This window comes from Cellulosimicrobium sp. KWT-B (assembly GCF_002127155.1).
Taxonomy (GTDB): Bacteria; Actinomycetota; Actinomycetes; order Actinomycetales; family Cellulomonadaceae; genus Cellulosimicrobium; species Cellulosimicrobium funkei.
On record NZ_NEDO01000004.1, the window covers coordinates 1 to 20,303 of the forward strand.

The window sequence follows — 20,303 nt, forward strand, 5'->3', positions numbered from 1 at the left end:
GGGTTCACAAAACTGGCATCAACACGAAAGATGACATCATCTTCCGAAATCAACCAAAGGAATCCCAGACACAACCAACCCAACCACCCGACGGGCAACCAGGCCAGCCATGCCACAGGGACAAAAAATTTGGCATTGACTAACAAGCACACTGTTGAGTTCTCAAACAACCGACACACACCAACTCAGCACCACCCGACCGGGCGAGAACCTCGCTTGGGGCAACCCTTCAACCTTACCAGGTCTTCCCCGGTTCCTCAACCCCGGCTGTTCGCCGTGGTCCAGTCACCGTGGTCTTCCTCGTCGCGGGCAGAGAACACTCTACGCCATGCGGTGGAAGGGTTTCGACCCCGGGACCAGCCACCCTCGATCGTTCGAGGCGGTGTCTGTTCCTCCCTGTCGGGCCGACATCCAGAACATTACGCGGCCTCGCGCGACATGGTCAAGCCGCTCCCCGGTGACCCGGCCCACAGGGACGTCGCCGCTCGACGCACGGCACGACGTGCGGCCGTCCGCCCCGCACTCCCGCGCTCCCCTGGCGCCCCGATCAGACCGTCGTCGCGAGCCGCAGGATCACGCGGTCCCCCGGTCGGAGCTGGGCCGCGCGGTCGACGTCCCGCTCGCGGAGCACCCCGATGACCGGGTATCCCCCGGTGACCGGGCGGTCCGCGAGGAAGACGACGGGACGCCCGTCGGGCGGGACCTGGACCGCGCCGCGGACGAGCCCCTCGGACGCCAGCTCCCCCGGCCTGCGGGGCACCGCCTGGCCGTCGAGCCGCAGCGCCACGCGGTCGCTGTCCGGCGTCACGGTCCGCAGCGCGCGCAGCGCGTGCCCCGCACCGGGGAGGAACCAGTCGGAGCGCGGCCCGGGCAGCACCTCGAGCACCGCACCCGCCCGCTCGCCCGGACGCGGCTCGCCGGGCGGGAACCGCACCGGTGCGACGTCGGGCCACGGCCACGCGCCCGACGGCGCGGCCCCCACCGCGACGGCGTCACCCGGCTGCAGGGGTTCCGGACCGAGCCGGGCCAGCACGTCCCGCGAGCGCGACCCGAGGGCCGCGGGCGGCCGGAGCCCGCCGCGCACCGCGAGGTAGGTGCGCAGACCGTGCGCCGGCAGGCCGAGGCGCAGGGTCCCGCCGTCGGGCACCCGGAGGGCCGCGTGCATGCCGACCGGGCTCCCGTCCACGCTCGCGGGGACCGCCGCCCCGGCCAGCGCGACGACCGCCCCGCCGGCGAACCGCACGGCGAGACCACCGAGGGTGACCTCGATCGCGGCGGCACCGTCCGGGTTGCCCACGAGCCGGTTCGCGAGCGCGTACGACGCGCGGTCGGCCGCTCCCGACGGCCCGACGCCGACAGCGGCGAGCCCCGGGCGCCCCGCGTCCTCGACGAGCGCGAGGGGTCCGGTCGCGAGCACCTCCAGGGCGCGCGGGCCCGGCGGCGAGGGGGTGGTGGCCCGGTCCTGCGCGGGCTGCACGCGCGGCGCCCCCGCACTCCCGTGCTGCTGCTCCCTCCGCGGCGGCACGAGCGCGCCCGCGGTCACGGCCGCGCGGACCGGCACGAACCGCACGCGCGCGCCGGGCGCGACGAGCGCGGGCGGGTCGCGGTCGACGTCGAACATCCGCGCGTCCGTGCGGCCGAGGAGGCGCCACCCGCCCGGGGACTCCCCCGGGTAGACGGCGGTGAGCCCGCCCGCGAGCGCCACCGAGCCGGCGGGGACACGGGTGCGCGGGGTGGCCAGGCGCGGGGCGGCGATCGCGGGATCGACCCCGGAGAGGTACGTGAAGCCCGGCGCGAACCCGCCGAACGCGGCCTCGTACTCGCGGCCGTGGTGCCGCGCGACGACCTCCTCGACGCTCAGGCCCGCCCAGCGGGCGACGTCGTCCAGGTCGGGGCCGTCGTAGCGCACGGGGATCTCGACGAGCTCCCCGACGTGGGTGGTGGGGCCGGTCGTCGACGCGCGCCGCGCCGCCGCGCGCAGCCACGCCCGGGCGGCGGGGACGTCCGCAGGCGCCGCGCAGCGCACGAGCACCGTGCGGGCGGCCGGGACGACGTCGACCACGCCGGGCGGCGCGTCGCCCAGGGCCCGGTGCAGCGCGCGCACGGCGGCGAGGTCGGGAAGGTCGACGAGCAGCGCGGCCTCGCCGAACGCGTGCACCGTCACCTCTCCGTCGGGGCCGTCGGCCGCGTCGCGGACCGGCGACCCGGGAGCGGGCGACCCTCCGGTCGTCACGGCACGGCGTCCGCGCCCGCCGACCCGCCGTGCGGGGAGTCGACGAAGGGCCGCACGACGACCCCGGCCTCCTGGAGCGCGGTCCGCAGCGCCCCGAGCAGCCCGACCGCCCCGGGGGTGTCCGAGTGGACGCACACCGAGTCCGCCTCGACGCGCAGCGACGTGCCGTCCGCGGCCTCGACCGTGCCGGTCGTCACGAGCCGGACGACGCGCCGGGCGACCTCGTCGCCGTCGTGCACGACGGCGCCCGGCTCCCCGCGCGGGACGAGCTCGCCCGACGGGAGGTAGCCGCGGTCGGCGAAGGCCTCACGGACGGTGGGCTGCCCCGCCGCGTCCGCGAGCCGCAGCACGGCCGAGCCGGGCAGCCCGACGACGGGCAGCGTGGGGTCGTAGGCGCGCACCGCGTCGACGACGGCCCGGGCCTGCGCCTCGTGGTGGACGATCGCGTTGTAGAGCGCGCCGTGCGGCTTGACGTACCGCACGCGGTCCCCCGCGAGCCGGGCGAACCCGTCGAGGGCGGCGAGCTGGTAGAGCACCTCGTCGGCGAGCTCGCCGGGGTCCACGTCCATGAACCGCCGTCCGAAGCCCGCCCGGTCCCGGTAGCTCACGTGCGCGCCCACCCGCACCCCGCGCGCGGCGGCGTCCCGCGTCACGGTCCGCATGGTCGTCGCGTCGCCCGCGTGGAACCCGCACGCGACGTTAGCGCTGGTCACGAGGCCGAGCAGGGCCTGGTCGTCGCCGAGGGTCCAGCGGCCGAAGCCCTCGCCGAGGTCGGCGTTGAGGTCGATGCGCGTCACGCGTCCATCATGCCCGGGACGCGCGCTCGGCGGGCCCTGCCACGGGCCCCACGGCTGCGCCACCGCGGGGCCGACGCGGTGTCCACCGTGCCGCGGGCGGGGACGCGGAGACCACGGGCGTAGATTTCCTGGCATGCCGGACGACACCACCACCGCCACGACGGCCGTGCGCCGCGCGACGACCGCCGACGCCGCCGCGCTCGCGGACCTGGCCGCGCTCACGTTCCCGCTCGCGTGCCCGCCCGGCACGTCGCCGGACGCGATCGCCGAGCACGTCGCGACGCAGCTCTCGCCCGACCGGTTCCGCGCGTGGGCCGCGAGCGCCGCGCACGCGCTGCTGCTCGTCGAGGCGGCGTCGCCCGGCGCCTCAGCAGGAACGTCGGCGGGCGCGTCGGGAGACACGTCGCCAAGCACGTCGGCGGGCACGTCGGCAGGCACCGTGGAGACGGACGCCGGGTCGCCCGAGGCCGCGAGCGGCCCGCTCGGGTACGCGCTGCTGGCGAGAGGCGTCCCCGACGACCCGGACGTGGCGGCCGCCGTCGGGCCGGGCGAGGCGGTGGAGCTGTCGAAGATCTACGTGCACCCGGTCGCGCAGGGCACGGGCGTCGCGAGCGTGCTCATGACCGCGACGACGGGGGCCGCGGCGCTGCTCGGGCCCGGGCTCCCCCTCTGGCTCGGCACGAACGGGCACAACGCGCGCGCCCAGGCCTTCTACCGCAAGCACGGGTTCGCCGTGGTCGGGGGCCGGACGTACGTCGTCGGCGGGGAGACCCATGCGGACGTCGTCATGGCCCTGCCCCGCCGCTGACGGACGGGAGGTCCCGGTCGGGCTCGGCCTGCACCCCGGAGGGCGCCCGACCGGGAGGTCGGTGGGCGGCCCGTGCGGGCCGCGGTCGTGCGGTGGACGGTGGTCGGTCGGCTCAGTGGTCGTGCGCGTCCTCGCCGTCGGCGCCCTCGTGGCCGCCCTCGTCACCGCCCGTGTGGCCGAGGCCGAGGCCCCCGTCGAGCGAGTCGTCGGGGTGGACGGGCAGGAAGACGTGGACGTGGCCCTGGCCGTCGGCGGTCGAGCGCAGGTCGAGCTGGACGGCGGCGAGGCCCCACGTCTCGACGGCGCGCGTGCGCAGGTCGCCCGCGAGGGCGTACAGGTCCGGGGCCGCGGCGGGGTCGGCGCTCGCGGCGAGCCCGACGGCGTCGAGCGCGTCCCCGACGAGCTCGAGCGACGTGAGCATCCCGTTGCGGACGATGTTGTGCTCGGAGGAGCCGCTCGCGAGCGCCTCGGTCTCGGCGACGAGGCCGTCGACGGTCGCGTGCCACGCGGTGACGTCGCCCGGTTCCGCGGGGACGGCGCTCGACCCGTCGACGGGGAGCACCGCGTGGAGGCCGTGCAGGACGGGGACGAGCTCGGTCTGGAGGTACCGGGCGTGGTCGATCGACGCGACGAGGTTCTCGGCGTCGCGCGCCTCCTCGGCCGCCTCGAGCTCGGCGACGCGCGCCGGGTCGACGGCGAAGCCGCCGTCGTCAGCGGCCGCGCCGCCGCGCGTGAGCCCCACGACGGCCGCGACGGCGACCGCCACGAGCGCGAGCGCGCCGACGACGAGCAGGACGCGGCGCCACGGGTCGAGGCCCACGAACCACCGGCGCGCGCGGACGCGCACCGGTGGCCGGGGTTCGGGGCGGCCGGCACCGCCCCGGTCGGCAGGACGGGAGCGTGCGGGCGTCGTCGGGCCACCGGTGCGGCCGGTGCCCTTCCGGGCTCCTCCCGCCGGGGTCCGGGTCGTCGGCGTCCGTGCCGAGGTGCGCTGTGCCACCTGTCGCTCCTGTCCTGTGGTCGTCCCGCCGGGTGCGCCGGCCCGGCCCGTGGGCCGGGCCGGCGCGGCGGCCGGTGACGGGGGGCGGGTCTCCCGTCACCGGCCCGCCGTCAGCCGCAGCTCACGGCGTCGTACGGCACCTCGATCTCGGTCGTGACGTCGCCGAGCGTCGCCGTGACCGTGGCCGTGCCCGCCTCGAACGCCGTCGCGCGCGACGCGAACGACTGGTAGGCGTTGGCGCCCACCTCGACCGCGCCGAACTCCTTGGAGCCGAACGGCGTGGTGAGGGTGATCGCGACGGGCGCCTCGTCGGCGTTCGTCGCGCGCAGGGCGAGGTACGCCTTGCCCGCGAGGCAGCGGGCCGAGGCGGTGACCTCGACGTCGACCGTGGGCTCGGGCTCGGAGTCCGTCGTGAGACGGAACCAGTCGAACGCCACCGTGACCGGCGTCTCCTGCTCCGGGCCGATCGCCATGAGGCCGACCTTCGTCAGCGCCGCGTCGTTGGTGACCGGGGCGCCCAGCGGGGTCCAGGTCACCCCGCCGTCGCTGACCCAGCCCTGGTACGTGCTGCCCACCTTCTCGAGCCGCAGGTACCAGTAGCCCGACTCGGTCGAGTCGGCGAGCTCGAGCTGGCGGTTGCCGCCGTTGCCGAACTGGCCGCCCTTCTCCGAGACGAGCTCGGCGCCGAGGTTCAGCGCCGCGCCCGGGGCGTTCTTCGCGAGCACGTCGGCCTTGACGTAGTTGTCGTCGTCGCCGTACGCGATGAGGCCCGCGAGCTGCCACCGGTGCACGAGCGGCGCCTTGAACCGCGTCTCGACGACCCAGTCGCCCTCCGGTGCCGTCTGGAGGACGAAGTTGCGCGGGTCGCCGTTGTTGCCGGCGTTGATGTCGCCCGGCTGGGTCGTGATGCGCAGCTCGCCGTCGGCGACGGCGACCTTGGACCCGTCGTAGCGCACGACCGCGTCCCAGCGGCAGCCGTCGAGGGCGTCGCCCTCGAACTCGTCGCTCGGCTCGCGCTCGCCGTCGTCCGACCCGTCGCCCGTGACGCGCACGTAGTCGACCTTGGCGACCGAGTCGGCGGCCGCGGTGTCGCCGCCGGCCATCACGCCGAACGTCGCGCCCGGCTTCACGGGCGCCGAGCCCGCGAGCGCCGTCCACGTCTGGCCGTCCGCCGAGTACGCGGCCGTGATGGCGGAGCCGTCCGAGACGAGGCGCAGGTGGATCGACGTCGGGAAGTCCCCGGCGACGTTCGTCTGGCCGTGCCACGTGCGGGCGCCGCCGGTCTCGGTCTGGAACTCGAGGAACCGGTTGCCGTTCTGGTTCTTCGTGAACGCGAGCTTCGTGTACTCGTCGTCGGTCACGTGGACCAGGAGGCCGGCGTGCTGCCAGTGCCGGGCGAGCGGGACGTCGAGCTTCGTCTCGAGCGTCCAGGCGCCGGCGGGTGCGGGCTGACCGAGATAGCTGATCGGCCCGGTCTGCGCCTCGTTGATGTCGCCCTGCACGACCGGCAGGACGGCGTGGCCGTCGGCGACGGTGATCGGCTTGCCGTCGGCCTGGCGGACGACCGTCCACCGCGGGTCGAGGGTGTCGCCGTCGAACTCGTCGGACGAGTCCGCGAGGCACTGCGGCGGGGTCTCCTCACCGGGTCCCCCGGTCTGCGGGTCGTCGTCGAACGCGAAGTCCTGGAACTCGACGGCGCTCGTGGCCGACGTGCTGTGCGCGGTGACGAAGAGCCCCACGTCCTGCACGGACGCCGCACCCGGGAGGGCCTGGGGCTCCCCGATCTGCGTGAAGTTCTCGCCGTCCTTGCTCCAGGAGGCCGTGTACAGGTCGCCGTCGCGCACGATCCGCACCCACGCGGGGTAGCTCGTCGAGCTCGCGGCGGACGACGTGACGAGCTGGCCGGCCGCGTTGCCGCGGAGCCACTCGAAGCCACCGCTCGGGCGCATGCCCAGTGCGGCGTAGCCCGGCGAGCTCCCGACCTGCGTGACGTCGTTGCGGACGATGATCCCGGCCTTGGCGGACCCGTTCGAGTTGCCCTGGCTGGTGATCTTCACCGTCGCCGACCAGTTCTCGTCGGCGCCCTGCTCGCGGTAGATGGTCGAGTACTCGTCGGTGCCCTGCCACATGTTCGCGCCGCCCGACGTGATGAGGTACTTGCCCTCGGCGAGCTGCTCGAACGTCCCGTTCGCGTTGGTGAAGGTCTTCATGCCCCCGAAGAGGTCGCCGACCTGCGCCACGACGACGCGGGACCGCGTGTAGAGGCCCTTGTCGTTGGTCGCGACCGCGGTCAGCTCGTAGTTGTTGTCCGCCGTCACCTCCCACGTGGCCTCGTACGGCGCCTCGGTGTCGGTCCCGATCGACTCGCCGTCGACGAAGAACTCGACCTCGGTGACCGTGTTCTCCGTGTCGTCGGCCTCGGCCGTGACCGTGATCTCGCCCTGCTCCAGGCGCACGCCCGCCTCGGGCGCGGTGATGCGCACCTTCGGCCGCGTGGTGGCGGAGACGCCCTTGCCGTCGGCCTCGACGAAGTTGAGGCGACGCTCGCCCGCGCCGGGGAAGACGACGTAGAGCGTGAACGGCTCCCGGGGGTCGGTGACGTCCACGGTCACGTCGGTGAACGTGCCGAGACCCGTCTGCGGGACCTCCGCCGTACCGAGGAGCTCGCCGTCCGCGGCGTCGCGCCGCAGCTCGATCGTGCCCTCGGCCGCCGCGGCGACGCGCAGCGTGAGCGCCTGCACGCCGTACAGGCTCACCGGGTCGTACGACGCCCAGGCCCCGTTCGACCCGGTGATGACCGAGCCGCCGCCCTCGACGTCCCGGCTCGGGATCGTCGTGGTGCCGTCGGAGTCGGCGTGGAACTCCGCCTCGCGCTTCTTCGGGAAGATGAGCGTGGTGTCGGAGCCGGTGAGGGCCGGGACGTCGTCCACGCCGCCGCGGTCGGTGTAGCGCGCGTCGATCACGTAGAAGACGTTCATGTCCTCGCCGTGGCCGCCGCCGAGGCTCGTCGCGACCGTGCCCGTCCGGCCGTGCAGCGGCTCGGAGGGGTGCGCGTGCGCGTCGTGGCCGAGCGCGGGCTGGATGATGACCTGCTCGTCGTCGATGGTCTCGCCGTCCGGCGAGTCCTCGGCGTCCGTCACGGCCACGTCCCACGTGATGTCGTCACCGAAGGTGAAGAACGAGCCGGTGGGCGGCAGGCCGAAGTCGACCTCGGGCCGCGTGTTGCCGACCGTGATCGGCACGGTCGCCGTGCCGACCTTCCCGGCCGGGTCGGTCACCGTGAGGCGGGCGTCGTAGACGCCGTTCTCCGTGTAGGTGTGGCTCGGGGCGGCGGACGTCGAGTCCGTCGTGCCGTCACCGTCGAAGTCCCACGCGTACGTGAGCGCCTCGCCCTCGGGGTCGGTGCTCCCGGTCCCGTCGAACGACACCTCGAGCGGCGCGATGCCGGAGTCGGGCGTCGCGACCGGCTTCGACACCGGCGAGCGCGAGCCCGACAGGTAGTCGATGCGGTGCAGCCCCGAGTTGGGGTTGTCGCGACCGAAGCCGCCGCCCCAGTCGAGCACGTACATCGCGCCGTCGGGGCCGAACTTCGAGTCGATCGGCGCGAGGAACTGCTCCTGCGGGAGGAACGGGTTGACCTTCTCGACGTCGGTCACGCCGGGAGCGGCCTCGGGGTCCTTGAGGTCGATCGTGTACATCTTGTTCCGGGCCCACTCGTAGAAGAAGGCCTTGCCGTCGTAGGACGACGGGAACTTCGTGTCGGAGTCGAGCTCCGGGTCGTACTCGTAGAACGGGCCGCCCATGGGCGCGAGGCCGCCGCCGGCGTTGATGACGCCGGGCACGGACGAGCGCTGGTAGCCGTACCAGAGGTCCGCCGGCTGCGCGGCGGGGAGCTCGGTGAGGCCGGTGTTCTTCACCGAGTCGTTGACCGGGGCGTCGCAGTCGAAGAAGTCACCGACCGTGACCGGGCTCGTGCGGTAGTCGACGTCGCGGAACGGCTCGTTGTTCCCCATGCACAGGGGCCAGCCGAAGAAGCCGGGCTCCTTGATGAGGTTCCACTCGGCGATGCCCGCGGGGCCACGGTTCGCCGGGTTGTCCGACCCGTTGTCGGGCGAGTAGTCGGCGACGCCGAGGTTGCCCGTCTTCGGGTCGATGGTGAACCGGAACGGGTTGCGGAAGCCCATCGCGTAGATCTCGGGCAGCGTCTTCTCGGTGCCCGGCGCGAAGAGGTTGCCCTCGGGGATCGAGTACGTGCCGTCGTCCTCGGGGTGGACCCGCAGCACCTTGCCGCGCAGGTCGTTCGTGTTCGCCGACGTCGCGCGCGCGTCGTGGAACGTGCCGTCGCGCTCGGAGATCGGCGCGTAGCCGCCGGACGGCTCGGAGTGCGGGTTCACGTCGTCGCCCACGCCGATGTACAGGTCACCGGTCTCGTGGTCGACGAGCAGGCCGCCGCCCGTGTGGCCCGGCTCGTCGGGCAGGCGCCCGGCCGGGATCTCCATCAGGACCTTCTCCGACGCCGGGTCGATCACGGTCGCGCCCGGGCCGTCCGAGGACACCGTGAACCGCGAGACGCGGTTGAAGAAGTTCGCCGGGTCGGAGTCGTTCGAGCTCGCGGGCGAGTAGTACTGGTACAGGTACCCGTTCTCCGCGAAGTCCTTGTCGAGCGCGATGCCGAGCAGGCCGTCCTCGCCGCCCGAGTACACGGGGAGCGTGAGCGCCGTCGTCGTGTTCTGCGTCCGCGGGTCGTAGACGCGGACCTGGCCGCGCACGAGCTCGGTGTAGAACACGCGGCCGTCGGGCGCGACGTCCATGCCGAAGGGGGCGCTCGTGTTGGAGTCGAGCGCGACCTTCTCGAACGAGCCCCAGTCGGTGCCGCCGCAGTCGCCCTCGACGAGGCCCGCGGCCCACTGCACGCCGCCGACGACGTGCTGCACGAAGTCGGGCTCCTGCGTGTAGTGCGCCCCGAAGTGGCCCATGCCCGTCATCCAGGCACGACCGCCGTCGTACGGCTTGCACCAGGAGATCGGGTGGTCGTAGCCCATCTTGTTGCCGCCGGCGTCGTACGTCGTCTCGTCCATCGTGGCGAGGACGTGCGCGCTGCCGCGGACGTTGGCCGAGAAGTTGTACCACTCGTCCGCGCGCGTCCAGCGCTGGGACAGGTGCTCGGTCGACGGGTGCGTGCGGTCCTCGACGCGGACCGTGCCGGGCAGGCCGGGGCTGTTGCCCGTGGCGGCGTGACCGGGCATGAGCGCGCCGATCATGTCGTCCCACCACTGGTAGCTGCCGCGCATGTCGGTCGCGTTGTGGATGGCGACGATGCCGCCGCCCGCCTGCTGGTAGCGCTCGAGCGCCGCCTTCTCGTCCGCGTTCCACGGGTCGCCCGACGTCTGGAACATGACGAGGGCGTCGTACTGCGCGAGGTTGTCGTCGGTGAACACCGAGGAGTCCTCGGTGTGGTCGGACTCGATGCCGACCTCGGCGAACGCGGCCTCGAGCACGGGCGTGCCCTGCGTGATCGCCTCGGTGTGCCGGAACTGGGTCGTCTTGGTGAAGATGAGCACCTTGTGCTCGTCCTCCGCGGGGACGGGGTCGTCCGCGGCAACGGCCGTCGTGACGGGCGCAAGCGTGAACGCGAGCGCCCCGACGGTCAGTGCGGCGGCGACCGATCTCGCCCTGCGTGGGCGTCGTGCAGTCATCGTGGTGCCTCCAGGGGCATGACGTGCGGGCCCGGACGTCGTCGTCCGGGCAGGGTGGTCGTCATCCCGCGGCGTGCCGGCGCCGGCGGTCGTCTGCGACTACGGCTACGTGCTCTCCGGCTCGGGCATCAGTCCCTTCAGGTAGGCGAGGCCATCGACGGCGATGGCGTCCTGGGTCGGCGCCAGCGGGCGCCAGATCGAGGCGGCCGTGGCGATCGTCGCGTTCTCGGCGGTGAAGGACTCGATGACGAGCGGTCCGTCGTAGCCGGTCGCGTCGAGCGCGGCGAGCAGGCCGCGCCAGTCGAGGTGGTCGGTGCCCGGTGCGCCGCGGTCGTTGCCGCACACCTGGACGTGCGCGATGCGCTCGCCCGCGCGAGTCACCGCGGCGGGCAGGTCCGTCTCCTCGATGTTCATGTGGTAGACGTCGAGCATGAGGCCGATGCCGGCCGCGGGCAGGCGCCGCACGACCTCCAGCCCCTGGTCGACGGTGTTGACGAGGCTCGTCTCGTAGCGGTTGAGCGGCTCGAGCCCGACGACGACGCCCGCCGCCACGGCGTGCTCGACGACCGGGGCGAGGTGCTCGGCGAGCTCCTCGTAGGTGGCCTCGCGCTCGGCCGGGCCGAGCCGCCACGTGCGCCCGACCGACGCGTATGCCGGGCCGCCGATCACCGGGGCGCCGACGGTCCGTGCGACGTCGACGACGTGACGCAGGTAGTCCTGGGTGGCGCGCACCGTCGCGGCGTCCGTGGCGACGAGCTCGCGGCCCTCGCCCATGACGAGCGAGACGCTCGCGGCGAGGCCGTGGTCGGCGAGCACGGCGGCCGCCGTCGCCGGGTCCCAGTCCCCCGGGTTCTCGACGGGCAGCTCGAGCACGTCGAAGCCCCACCCCGCGACGCGCGGGGCGATGCCGCGCAGCGCGTCGTCGGTCAGGGGCGACGTCCACACCCACGTGTTGACGCCGAGCGCGCGCCGGCGCACCGGGGCGGGCGCGCCGTCGGGCGCGAGCAGGTCGGTCGCGCGGTGCGCGGGGGTCGGGCCGGGAAGAGCCACGTCGCTCTCTCTCGTCGGGTCCGAGCACTCGGCCGTCCCGCCCGCGTGCCCGACGCCGCGGCGCGCCCCCGTGCGGGAGGTGCGCCGCGCCGTCGGGCGGGCGGGCGGGGCGCCCGGCCGGTCGGACGGCGACCGGGCGGCCCCAGGTGGTCCGGCCGCGCGGCCGGACCGGGGTGGTGCTGGCGTCAGCGGTCGGTCCACGCCTCCGGGAACCCGGGCAGGTCCTCGCCGCCGAACTTCGCGTAGTGCAGGGACGGCATGTCCTTGTTCGCCTCGAGGTAGGCGTCGAGGTCCTCGGCGACGACCGGCGACTGCGGCAGGACCCACTCGGACGGCACCTGCTCGCCGGCCCAGATCATCTGCGCCGCGAGGATCGGCGTGCGCCACTGGAAGTTGGAGTACACGGCGCCGATGGCGGTCATGTCCGTGTCCTTCCACTTGCGCAGGAAGCTCATCTCGTCCTCGCCCATGAAGACCGGGTACGGCTTGCCCGCGTCCTCGAACGCCTCGACGGCCGCGACGGCGCCGTCGCCGGCGTCCATCCAGATGCCGTCCACGTCCCCGCGCTGGAGGTACTGCGTGACGATGTCCTTGATCTTCGCGCCGTCGCCGCCGGTGAACTCGGCGCCCACGACCTCGAGCTCCGACTCGGAGAAGATCTTGTCGGCAGCGGCCCAGCGGTTCTCGAGCACGTCGACGCCGGGCAGGATGCGCAGCGCGAGGACCTTCGAGCCGGGCTCGAGGTTCTCGACGAGGAACTCGGCGCCGTCGGCGCCGTACGCGTAGCCGCCGATCGGGTGGATGAACGTCACCATGCAGTCGGTGTTGACGCCGCGGTCGAACACGATGACGGGCTTGCCCGACTCGCACGCCGCCTCGACGGCGGGCGTGAGGGTCGCGGTGGTCGACGGCGAGATGACGATCGCGTCGCAGTCGCCGGCCGCGACGAACGCCTGGATGTCGGAGATCTGCTTGTTGTCGTCGTCGGCGGCGTCGGAGACGCGGAACTCGCCGATCACACCCGCCTCGGTGAGGACGTCGACCTGCTGCTGCATGGTGATGAACCCGGTGACGCGCCACGGGTTGGACACCGACGCGTTCGAGAAGCACAGCGTGTTGCCGCCCTCGGCGCTCGCGAACTCGGCCGTGTCCACGTACTCGGGCTCGATGGCCTGGAGCCACGGCTGGTCGGCCGGGCCCTCGGGCACGACCTCGCGCTGGGCGAGCTGGCGGTCGTAGTCCGCCTGGACGAACCACTCGGAGTCGGCGCCGCCGGACTCCTCGCCCGCGGGGCTCTCCTCGGCCGAGGTCTCCCCGCCCGTGTCTGTGGGGGTGTCGGTCGTGCAGGCGGCCGCGAGGAACAGCGTGGCCACCGCCGTGCCGGCCAGGAGTGCTCGTGTACGTCGCATGTCCTTCTTCTCCTTGGTGAGACGTCGTCGTCCCGCAACGTGCGGGGAAGGGGGTACAGCTCGGGTGCTGCCACACGGCCGTGCGCGGGGGTCCGGCAGGGGTCGTGCGCGGGGAGGGGCGCGGGCGTCGTCGCCGGGCGCGCGGGGCTCAGGCGTTCGCGGGGGCGGGCTCCTTCGGTGCGGGGGTCGGGCCCGCCGCCGGCGGGGCGTCGGGGGTGGACGCGCGGCGCCGCGACCGGCGCGGCAGCGCGGCGTAGGCGACGGCCGCGATGATGATCACGCCCTGCACGGCGGGGCGGATCGTCGACGGCAGGCTCAGCTGGTTGAAGAGGGTGAACAGCGCCTCGAGCGTGAGCGCGCCCGCCATCGCGGCGATCACGGTCCCCCGCCCGCCGCCGAGGACGACGCCCCCGAGCACGACGGCGGTGATCGCCATGAACTCCAGGCCCTGCCCGACCTGGGCGGTGACGCCGGCGTACCCGCCGATGAGGATCGCCGCGACGGTCGCCAGGAAGCCCGAGAGGAGGAAGGCGCGCGTGCGCACCCACCACACCGAGCCGCCCGCGTAGCCCGCCGCGACGTCGTTGTCGCCCGTCGCGACGAGCGTGCGGCCGAACGGGCGGCGCATGAGCAGGGCCGCGGCGACGCCGAGCACGACGACGACGAGCAGCGCGTACGGCACCTGGAACTGGCCCGGGGTATCGGGGATGCCCCCGCGTCCCCACTGCCGGAACCCGTCGGTGAGGGCGCCCGTGGGGGCTCCGCCCGTCCAGAGCCGGATCGCGCCGTAGAGCACGAGCATCATGCCGAGCGTCGTGATGAACGACGGCACCTTGAGCAGCGTGGTCACGAGGCCGTTGACGAGCCCGACCGCGAGGCCGAAGACGATCATGAGGGCCATGACGGGCCAGGTCATGGAGTCCTCGCCGTCCATGAGCTTCGCGGCGATGACGACCTGGGCGCCCACGAGCGAGCCGACCGACAGGTCGAACTCGCCCGAGACGATGACGAAGTACTGCCCGATCGCGAGGATGACCAGCGGCGCGGCCTTCTTGACGAACGCCATGAGCGACATGGGCTCGCCGAACGACGGGTTCATCACGAGGATGACCGCGAAGACGAGCACGAGCAGCGCGAACACGGTCCAGCTGCCGCCCGCGGTGAGGCGCTCGAGCCAGCCGGCCCGCGGCGCGCGCGCCGGGATGGTCCGGCGCGTGGTGTCGGTGGTCATGCGGACGCACCTCCGGTGCGGGTCGGGCGGAAGCGGGCCCGGCTGCTCGCCGGGTCGATCTGGCGCCGGGCGTACAGGGCGACGGCGGCGATGATGATGACGCCGCGCAGCACGTCCTTGAAGAACGGGTCGACGTCGAGCACGTTGAACACCGTGTCGAGCACGGCGAGGATGAGCACGCCGCCCACCGTCCCGACGACCGAGCCGCGCCCGCCCATGAGGAGCGTCCCGCCGAGCACGACGGCGGCGATCGAGTCGAGGTCGAGACCGTAGGAGTAGACGAGCGCGTTGCCGGTGCCGAAGCGCGCGGCGATGAGCAGACCGGCGACGCCCGCGCAGACCGAGCACAGCACGTGCGCGAGAACCAGCGTCCGGTCCGTCCGGATGCCCGAGAGCCGGGCGACGTCGGTGTTCCCCCCGACGGCGAACATGTGGTACCCGGGGCGGGTGCGCGTCAGGAGCACGACGCCCGCGGCCGCGACGAGCAGCATGACGACCGTCGAGACCGGCACCGGGCCGACGCGCGTGTACCCGAACATCTGGAACGAGGCGGGCACCTCCCCCGCCGGGCCCTTGAACTGCGTGTCGAGGTAGCCCTTGATGATGAGCCCGACGCCGAGCGTCGCGATGAACGCGTTGACCCGCAGCTTCGCGATGACGAGCCCGTTGACGAGGCCGACGACCGCCGCGACGCCCACCGCCGCGAGGACGCCGAGCCACACGCGCGACGGGTCGCCCGCCATCGTCGTCGCGCCGACGATCGAGCTGAGCGCGACGACGTAGCCGACGGACAGGTCGAGCGACTTGCACAGGACGGCGAACGTCTGCCCGATCGCGACGAAGCCGAGCAGGCTCGTCTGCGTGAGCATGTACGCCGTGTTCGCCGTGCTGAACAGGTTGCCGCCGCCCACGGCCACGAGGACGCCGGCGATCACGAGGATCCCGACGAGGGCGAGGTAGACGATCTCCGTCGAGCCCAGCCGGCGACGGCGCGCGGGGGCGCGGCTCGCGGTGGGGGCGGCGGTCGCGACCGCGGTGCTCATCGGTGCTCCTTCGGGCCGTCGGGGGCGTGCGGGGCGCTGCGGGGCGTGGTGCCGGGGTCGGCGCCCGGGAGGTCGTCGGCGTCGGCGAGTGCGCCGAGGTCGACCTGGACGTGCTCGCCGGAGGTGTCCTCGCCCGCGCCCGTGGCGAGCGCCATGACGGTCTCCTCGTCGCTGCCCGCGGGGAGCTCGCCCGCGAGGCGGCCGTCGCGCATGACGAGCACGCGGTCGGCCATGGCGACCACCTCGGGGAGCTCGGACGAGATGAACAGCACGGCGACGCCGTTCGCGGTGAGCTCGCGCATGAGGTCGTAGACCGCGCGCTTGGCGCCCACGTCGATGCCGCGCGTCGGCTCGTCGAGCACGATGACCTGCGGGTCCGTGACGAGCCACTTCGCGAGGACGACCTTCTGCTGGTTGCCGCCCGACAGGTACTGGACCTCGGCCTCCTGCGAGCTCGCGACGAGCTCGAGCGAGGACAGGATGCCCGGGATGCGCTTCGCGCGCCGGTCGGCCTGGCCGGGCACGACGGCGTCGAGCACGAGGCGCGCGTTGGCGAGGATCGACTGGCCCAGCGCGAGCCCCTCGGCCTTGCGGTCCTCGGTGACGAGCGCGAGGCCGGCGCGGACCGCCTGGCGCGGCGAGCGCACGTCGACCGGCTTCCCGCCGACGAGGACGCGGCCGCGCGTGAAACCCGCGATGCCGAAGACGCCGTGCGCGATCTCGGTGCGTCCCGAGCCCTGGAGCCCGGCGAGCGCGACGATCTCGCCCGCGCGGACCTCGAACGACACGTCGTCGACCTGCGTGTTGCCGACGCCCTCGAGCGCGAGCCGCACCTCGCCCGGGACGATCGCTGGGTCCTTGTCCGGGAAGTACCCCGCGAAGTCGCGGCCGACCATCGTGCGCACGAGCCGGTCCGCGTCGATGTCCGCCGTCGGCGTCGTCAGCACGTGGTTGCCGTCCTTGAGCACCGTGATGGTGTCGCAGAGGTCGAAGATCTCCTTGAGGCGGTGCGAGACGTAGAGGATCGCGACGCCGCGCTCCTTGAGCCGGTGCACGAGCTCGTAGAGGAGCTCGACCTCCTGGTCGGCGAGCGCCGCCGTCGGCTCGTCCATCGAGATGATCCGCGCGTCGTAGGAGACGGCCTTGACGATCTCGACGATCTGCTGCTGCGCCACGGACAGCGAGCCGACGCGCGTCCACGACGCGAGCCCCGTCAGGCCGAGCTCGGTGAGCAGGGCGGTCGTGTCCGCGTGCATGCGCCGCCGGTCGACGAGGCCCGCGCGGCGCGGCTCGCGGCCGAGGTAGACGTTCTCGGCGACGGACCGCTCGGGCAGGAGGTTGAACTCCTGGAACACCGTCGACACGCCCGCGTGCTGCGCGGCGAGCGGCGACGCGAACGTCGTCGTCTCGCCGTCGAGCTCGAGCGTGCCCGCGTCGGGGCGGTGCACGCCGGCGATGATCTTCATGAGCGTCGACTTGCCGGCGCCGTTCTCGCCGACGAGCGCGTGGACCTCGCCGGGCCGCACGTCGAGGTCGATCCCGCGCAGCACGGAGTTCCCGAAGAACTCCTTGCCGATGCCGCGCAGGCGCAGGAGCGGCCGGTCGTCGCCCTCCCCCGCGGCGGGACGCGGCTCGCGCGTCGTCGTCGCGGTCACGACGCGACCTCGACCCAGCCGCCCGTGCGCACCGACGTGGCCACGGCGTCGGCGAGCCGCGCGGCGCGCAGGCCGTCGTCGAACGTGGGCAGGCCGTCCGGGACGGCGCCGCCGATGGCCGCGGCGGTGTCGGCGACGAGCGCGTCGAAGCAGTCCTGGTAGCCCTGCGCGTGCCCGGCGGGGAGGCGCGAGTACCGGGCCGCCGCCGGGGAGAGCGTCTCGGGGTCGCGCACGAGGAGGCGCGACGTCGTGCGCCGGCCCTCCCAGAGCGTCTCGGGCTGCTCCTGGTCGAACGCGAGGGTGGACTCCGAGCCGGAGATCTCGAGGTAGAGCCGGTTCTTGCGGCCGGCCGACACCTGCGAGATCACGGCCGAGCCGAGCGCGCCGCCGTCCGTCGCGTACTGGAGCGTCACGGCGTCCTCGGTCGCGACCTCGTGCACGACGCCGTCGGCGCCGCGGCGGTGCGGGTTCACCGTGGCCGACTGCGCGACGAGGCGCACGATGCGCTGGCCCGTCGTGAACTCCAGCAGGTCGCAGAAGTGGGAGCCGATGTCGCCGAACGCGCGGCTCGCGCCGCCCAGCGCGGGGTCGACGCGCCAGTTGTCGTCGGAGTCGCGCAGCAGCCAGTCCTGCAGGTACGAGCCGTGCACGAGCGAGACGGTGCCCACCTCGCCGCGGCGCACGCGCTCGCGCGCCTCGCGGACCATGGCGTGGAAGCGGTAGGTGAACGGCACGACGGCGACGCGACCGTCCCGCTCGCGCGCCGCGGCCGCGAGGCCGGCGAGCTCGACCGCGCCGGCGACGTCGGTCGCGAGCGGCTTCTCGCACACCACGTGCTTGCCGGCGGCGAGCGCCGCGCGCGCCAGGGGGACGTGCAGGTGGTTGGGCGTGCACACGTGCACCACGTCGACCTCGGGGTCCGTGAGCAGCTCGTCGACCGTCGCGACGGCGCGCTCGGCGCCGAGGCCCGGCGCGGCGGCGCGCGCGATGTCGAGGTCGGCGGCGGCGACGCTCACGACGCGGCCTCCGCCCGTGCGCACGGCCCGGGCGTGGACCCCGCCCATGAACCCGGTGCCGAGGATCCCGGCGCGGTACCCGGCGGCGGGCAGCCCGAGCTCGTCGGGGTTGCTTGCGGGGAAGGTGCTTCGGGCGGTCGAGGCCCCTGGCGTGGTCGCTCCCGGGAAGGGCGTCTCCGGCTCCAGCACCGGGGTACGCACGTCCTGCGCGACGTCGTCGGCTCGCATGGATGACAACGTAGGGGCACTTATGTCGAGGGTCAAGCAAAAGCCGAACATTGACCGTCACGGTTAGATAACCCTGTCCGCAAAACAAATGTGAAGGCTCACACGACCGTCCCGGACGCGCGCACGCCACCGCCCCCGGCCGTCGGAACGACCGGGGGCGGTGGCGTGTCGGACTGCCCCCACCCGCCGGCCGGCGACGCCGGCCGGCGGGGAGACTGCGGTGCTACTTGGTCGAGAACGCGGCGTCGAAGGCCGCGTCGGGCGCGTCGAACGCGTACTTCTTGACGAACTCGAGGGCCTCGGGCGCGCCGACGAGACGGTCCATGCCCGCGTCCTCCCACTCGACCGAGATCGGGCCCTCGTAGCCGATCGTGTTGAGCATGCGGAACGCGTCCTCCCACGGCACGTCACCGTGGCCCGTGGAGATGAAGTCCCAGCCGCGGCGCGGGTCCGCCCAGGCCAGGTGCGAGCCCATCCGGCCGTTGCGTCCGTTGTGCATCCGCTTCTTCGTGTCCTTGCAGTCCACGTGGTAGATGCGGTCCTTGAAGTCCCACAGGAAGCTCACCGGGTCGAGGTCCTGCCACACCATGTGGCTCGGGTCCCAGTTGAGCCCGAACGCCTCGCGGTGCCCGATCGCCTCGAGCGTGCGGACCGTGGTCCAGTAGTCGTACGCGATCTCGCTCGGGTGCACCTCGTGGGCGAACCGGACCCCGACCTCGTCGAACACGTCGAGGATCGGGTTCCAGCGGTCCGCGAAGTCCTGGTACCCGGCGTCGATCGCCTCCTGGGAGACCGGCGGGAACATCGCGACGTACTTCCAGATCGCCGAGCCCGTGAAGCCCACGACGGTCTTCACGCCCAGCTTCGCGGCGAGGCGCGCGGTGTGCTTCATCTCCTCCGCGGCGCGCTGGCGCACGCCCTCGGGGTCGCCGTCGCCCCACACGACGTCCGGCAGGATGTCGCGGTGGCGCTGGTCGATCGGGTCGTCGCACACCGCCTGGCCCTTGAGGTGGTTCGAGATCGCGTAGACCTTGAGGTCGTACTTGGCCAGCAGGTCGAGCTTGCCCTGGACGTACTCGTCGTCGTCCCAGCGCCAGGGGTCGAGGTGGTCGCCCCAGCACGCGATCTCCAGGCCGTCGTAGCCCCAGCCGGACGCGAGGCGTGCCACCTCCTCGAACGGCAGGTCGGCCCACTGCCCGGTGAAGAGGGTGATCGGTCGTGCCATGGTCGTGTCTCCTTCGGTCGTTCTCGGTTCGTGCCCGGGGTCACCGGGCGGACGTCTTGGTCAGGGGGCGGGGCGTGTCGCCCGCGGCCTCGTCGGTGCCCGACGCGCGCGAGCGGCGCCGCACGACGACGTAGCCCCCGGCGAGCAGCGCCGCGGCGACCACGGCGACGGCGACCCACGCGAGCGCGCTCGTCGACCCGTCGTCCGTGGCGGTGCCGTCGCCCGCGGCGCCCTCTCCGGCGGCGTCGTCGCCCGCGGCGGCGTCGTCGCCGGCCGCGTCGGCGCCCGCCGCGTCACCCTCCGCGCCGGCGGCCTCGCCGCCCTCCTGCGCCGCCGCGTCGTCGCCCTCGCGCGGGGCGGGCTCCGGCAGCGGCACGACGTCGACCTGCGCCGTCGCGGTGGCCTCGGCGGGGTGGGTGATCGTGGCGGTGAGCGTCCAGTTGCCGTCGGCGAGGACGCCGGGGTCGGACGTGTACCAGCCGACGCCCTCGGACGCCGACCGCAGCGTGAGGGGGCCGACGGTCTCGCCGGCCGCGGACTCCCCCGTCACCGAGACGTCGGCCGCCTCCTCCACGGGGTGGCCGTCGACCTTCCAGGTGAGGTTCGCGGACACGCCGCCCTGGCCGTCCGTGCCGAGCGAGATGACGACGTCGCCGCCGTGGGCGCCGGCCGGGGCCGCGCCGACGAGCGCGAGCACGCCGCCGAGCAGGAGGCCCAGCGCCGCGGTGAGGAGCGCGCGGGGGCGGCGCCGCACGGGGGCGGCCGTCCGGCGGAGCGGCAGGAGCCGCGTGCCGCCCGGAGGTCGGGGGCTGGTGCGCTGGCGGGGCGTACGGGACATCGGGTCATCACCTCGTCGTGGGTCCGTGTGCGGTGGGGGCGGCGGTCGTCGCCGGTCCCCCGGGGTGCCCCGGC

13 protein-coding genes are annotated in these 20,303 nt (G+C 73.9%); 1 reads left to right on the forward strand and 12 read right to left on the reverse strand.

All coding sequences use genetic code 11. From position 1 onward, the window contains the following. Positions 1-547: 547 nt before the first annotated feature. Together B9L22_RS12925 and B9L22_RS12930 are read right to left on the reverse strand one after the other, a co-directional pair. Positions 548-2,233: a 5-oxoprolinase/urea amidolyase family protein gene (locus B9L22_RS12925; protein WP_233140100.1), complete on the reverse strand. Its 1,686-nt coding sequence runs from the start codon at positions 2,231-2,233 to the stop codon at positions 548-550. Beyond that, entirely contained in the window at positions 2,230-3,030 is an 801-nt protein-coding gene (locus B9L22_RS12930; RefSeq protein ID WP_233140101.1) for a LamB/YcsF family protein, read from the reverse strand. The genes B9L22_RS12925 and B9L22_RS12930 overlap by 4 nt, the downstream gene beginning before the upstream one ends. A 133-nt stretch (positions 3,031-3,163) precedes the next feature. Here B9L22_RS12930 and B9L22_RS12935 point away from each other — a divergent pair, with 133 nt between their 5' ends. Then, positions 3,164-3,838, forward strand: a complete 675-nt coding sequence (locus tag B9L22_RS12935) for an N-acetyltransferase (protein WP_086150712.1) — start codon at positions 3,164-3,166, stop codon at positions 3,836-3,838. A 112-nt stretch (positions 3,839-3,950) separates the two neighbouring features. Here B9L22_RS12935 and B9L22_RS12940 read toward each other — a convergent pair whose 3' ends face one another. The 10 genes from B9L22_RS12940 to B9L22_RS12985 form a co-directional block, all read right to left on the reverse strand. Further along, a complete protein-coding gene (locus tag B9L22_RS12940; protein WP_086150713.1) occupies positions 3,951-4,685 on the reverse strand; it encodes a hypothetical protein in 735 nt (244 codons plus the stop codon). 263 nt (positions 4,686-4,948) lie between these two features. Then, positions 4,949-10,534, reverse strand: a complete 5,586-nt coding sequence (locus tag B9L22_RS12945; protein ID WP_086150714.1) for a ThuA domain-containing protein — start codon at positions 10,532-10,534, stop codon at positions 4,949-4,951. A gap of 105 nt (positions 10,535-10,639) precedes the next feature. Next, positions 10,640-11,584 carry a sugar phosphate isomerase/epimerase gene (locus tag B9L22_RS12950; protein WP_233140102.1) on the reverse strand — a complete coding sequence of 315 codons (945 nt, stop codon included), beginning with the start codon at positions 11,582-11,584 and terminating at the stop codon, positions 10,640-10,642. 185 nt (positions 11,585-11,769) lie between these two features. Further along, positions 11,770-12,993: a substrate-binding domain-containing protein gene (locus B9L22_RS12955; protein WP_086150715.1), complete on the reverse strand. Its 1,224-nt coding sequence runs from the start codon at positions 12,991-12,993 to the stop codon at positions 11,770-11,772. Between the two features lie 148 nt (positions 12,994-13,141). Beyond that, on the reverse strand, positions 13,142-14,224 hold the full coding sequence (locus B9L22_RS12960; RefSeq protein ID WP_051028488.1) for an ABC transporter permease: 1,083 nt from the start codon (positions 14,222-14,224) through the stop codon (positions 13,142-13,144). Beyond that, on the reverse strand, positions 14,221-15,267 hold the full coding sequence (locus B9L22_RS12965) for an ABC transporter permease (protein WP_034654875.1): 1,047 nt from the start codon (positions 15,265-15,267) through the stop codon (positions 14,221-14,223). Before B9L22_RS12965 ends, B9L22_RS12960 begins: the two co-directional genes overlap by 4 nt. Next, on the reverse strand, positions 15,264-16,922 hold the full coding sequence (locus B9L22_RS12970) for a sugar ABC transporter ATP-binding protein (RefSeq protein ID WP_083711953.1): 1,659 nt from the start codon (positions 16,920-16,922) through the stop codon (positions 15,264-15,266). The genes B9L22_RS12965 and B9L22_RS12970 overlap by 4 nt, the downstream gene beginning before the upstream one ends. Next, on the reverse strand, positions 16,919-18,166 hold the full coding sequence (locus B9L22_RS12975; RefSeq protein WP_086150716.1) for a Gfo/Idh/MocA family protein: 1,248 nt from the start codon (positions 18,164-18,166) through the stop codon (positions 16,919-16,921). Before B9L22_RS12975 ends, B9L22_RS12970 begins: the two co-directional genes overlap by 4 nt. A gap of 223 nt (positions 18,167-18,389) precedes the next feature. Beyond that, positions 18,390-19,391, reverse strand: a complete 1,002-nt coding sequence (locus B9L22_RS12980; RefSeq protein ID WP_021483379.1) for a sugar phosphate isomerase/epimerase — start codon at positions 19,389-19,391, stop codon at positions 18,390-18,392. Positions 19,392-19,431: 40 nt separating this feature from the next. After that, positions 19,432-20,229 carry a hypothetical protein gene (locus B9L22_RS12985; protein WP_143317298.1) on the reverse strand — a complete coding sequence of 266 codons (798 nt, stop codon included), beginning with the start codon at positions 20,227-20,229 and terminating at the stop codon, positions 19,432-19,434. Between the last annotated feature and the right edge of the window lie 74 nt (positions 20,230-20,303).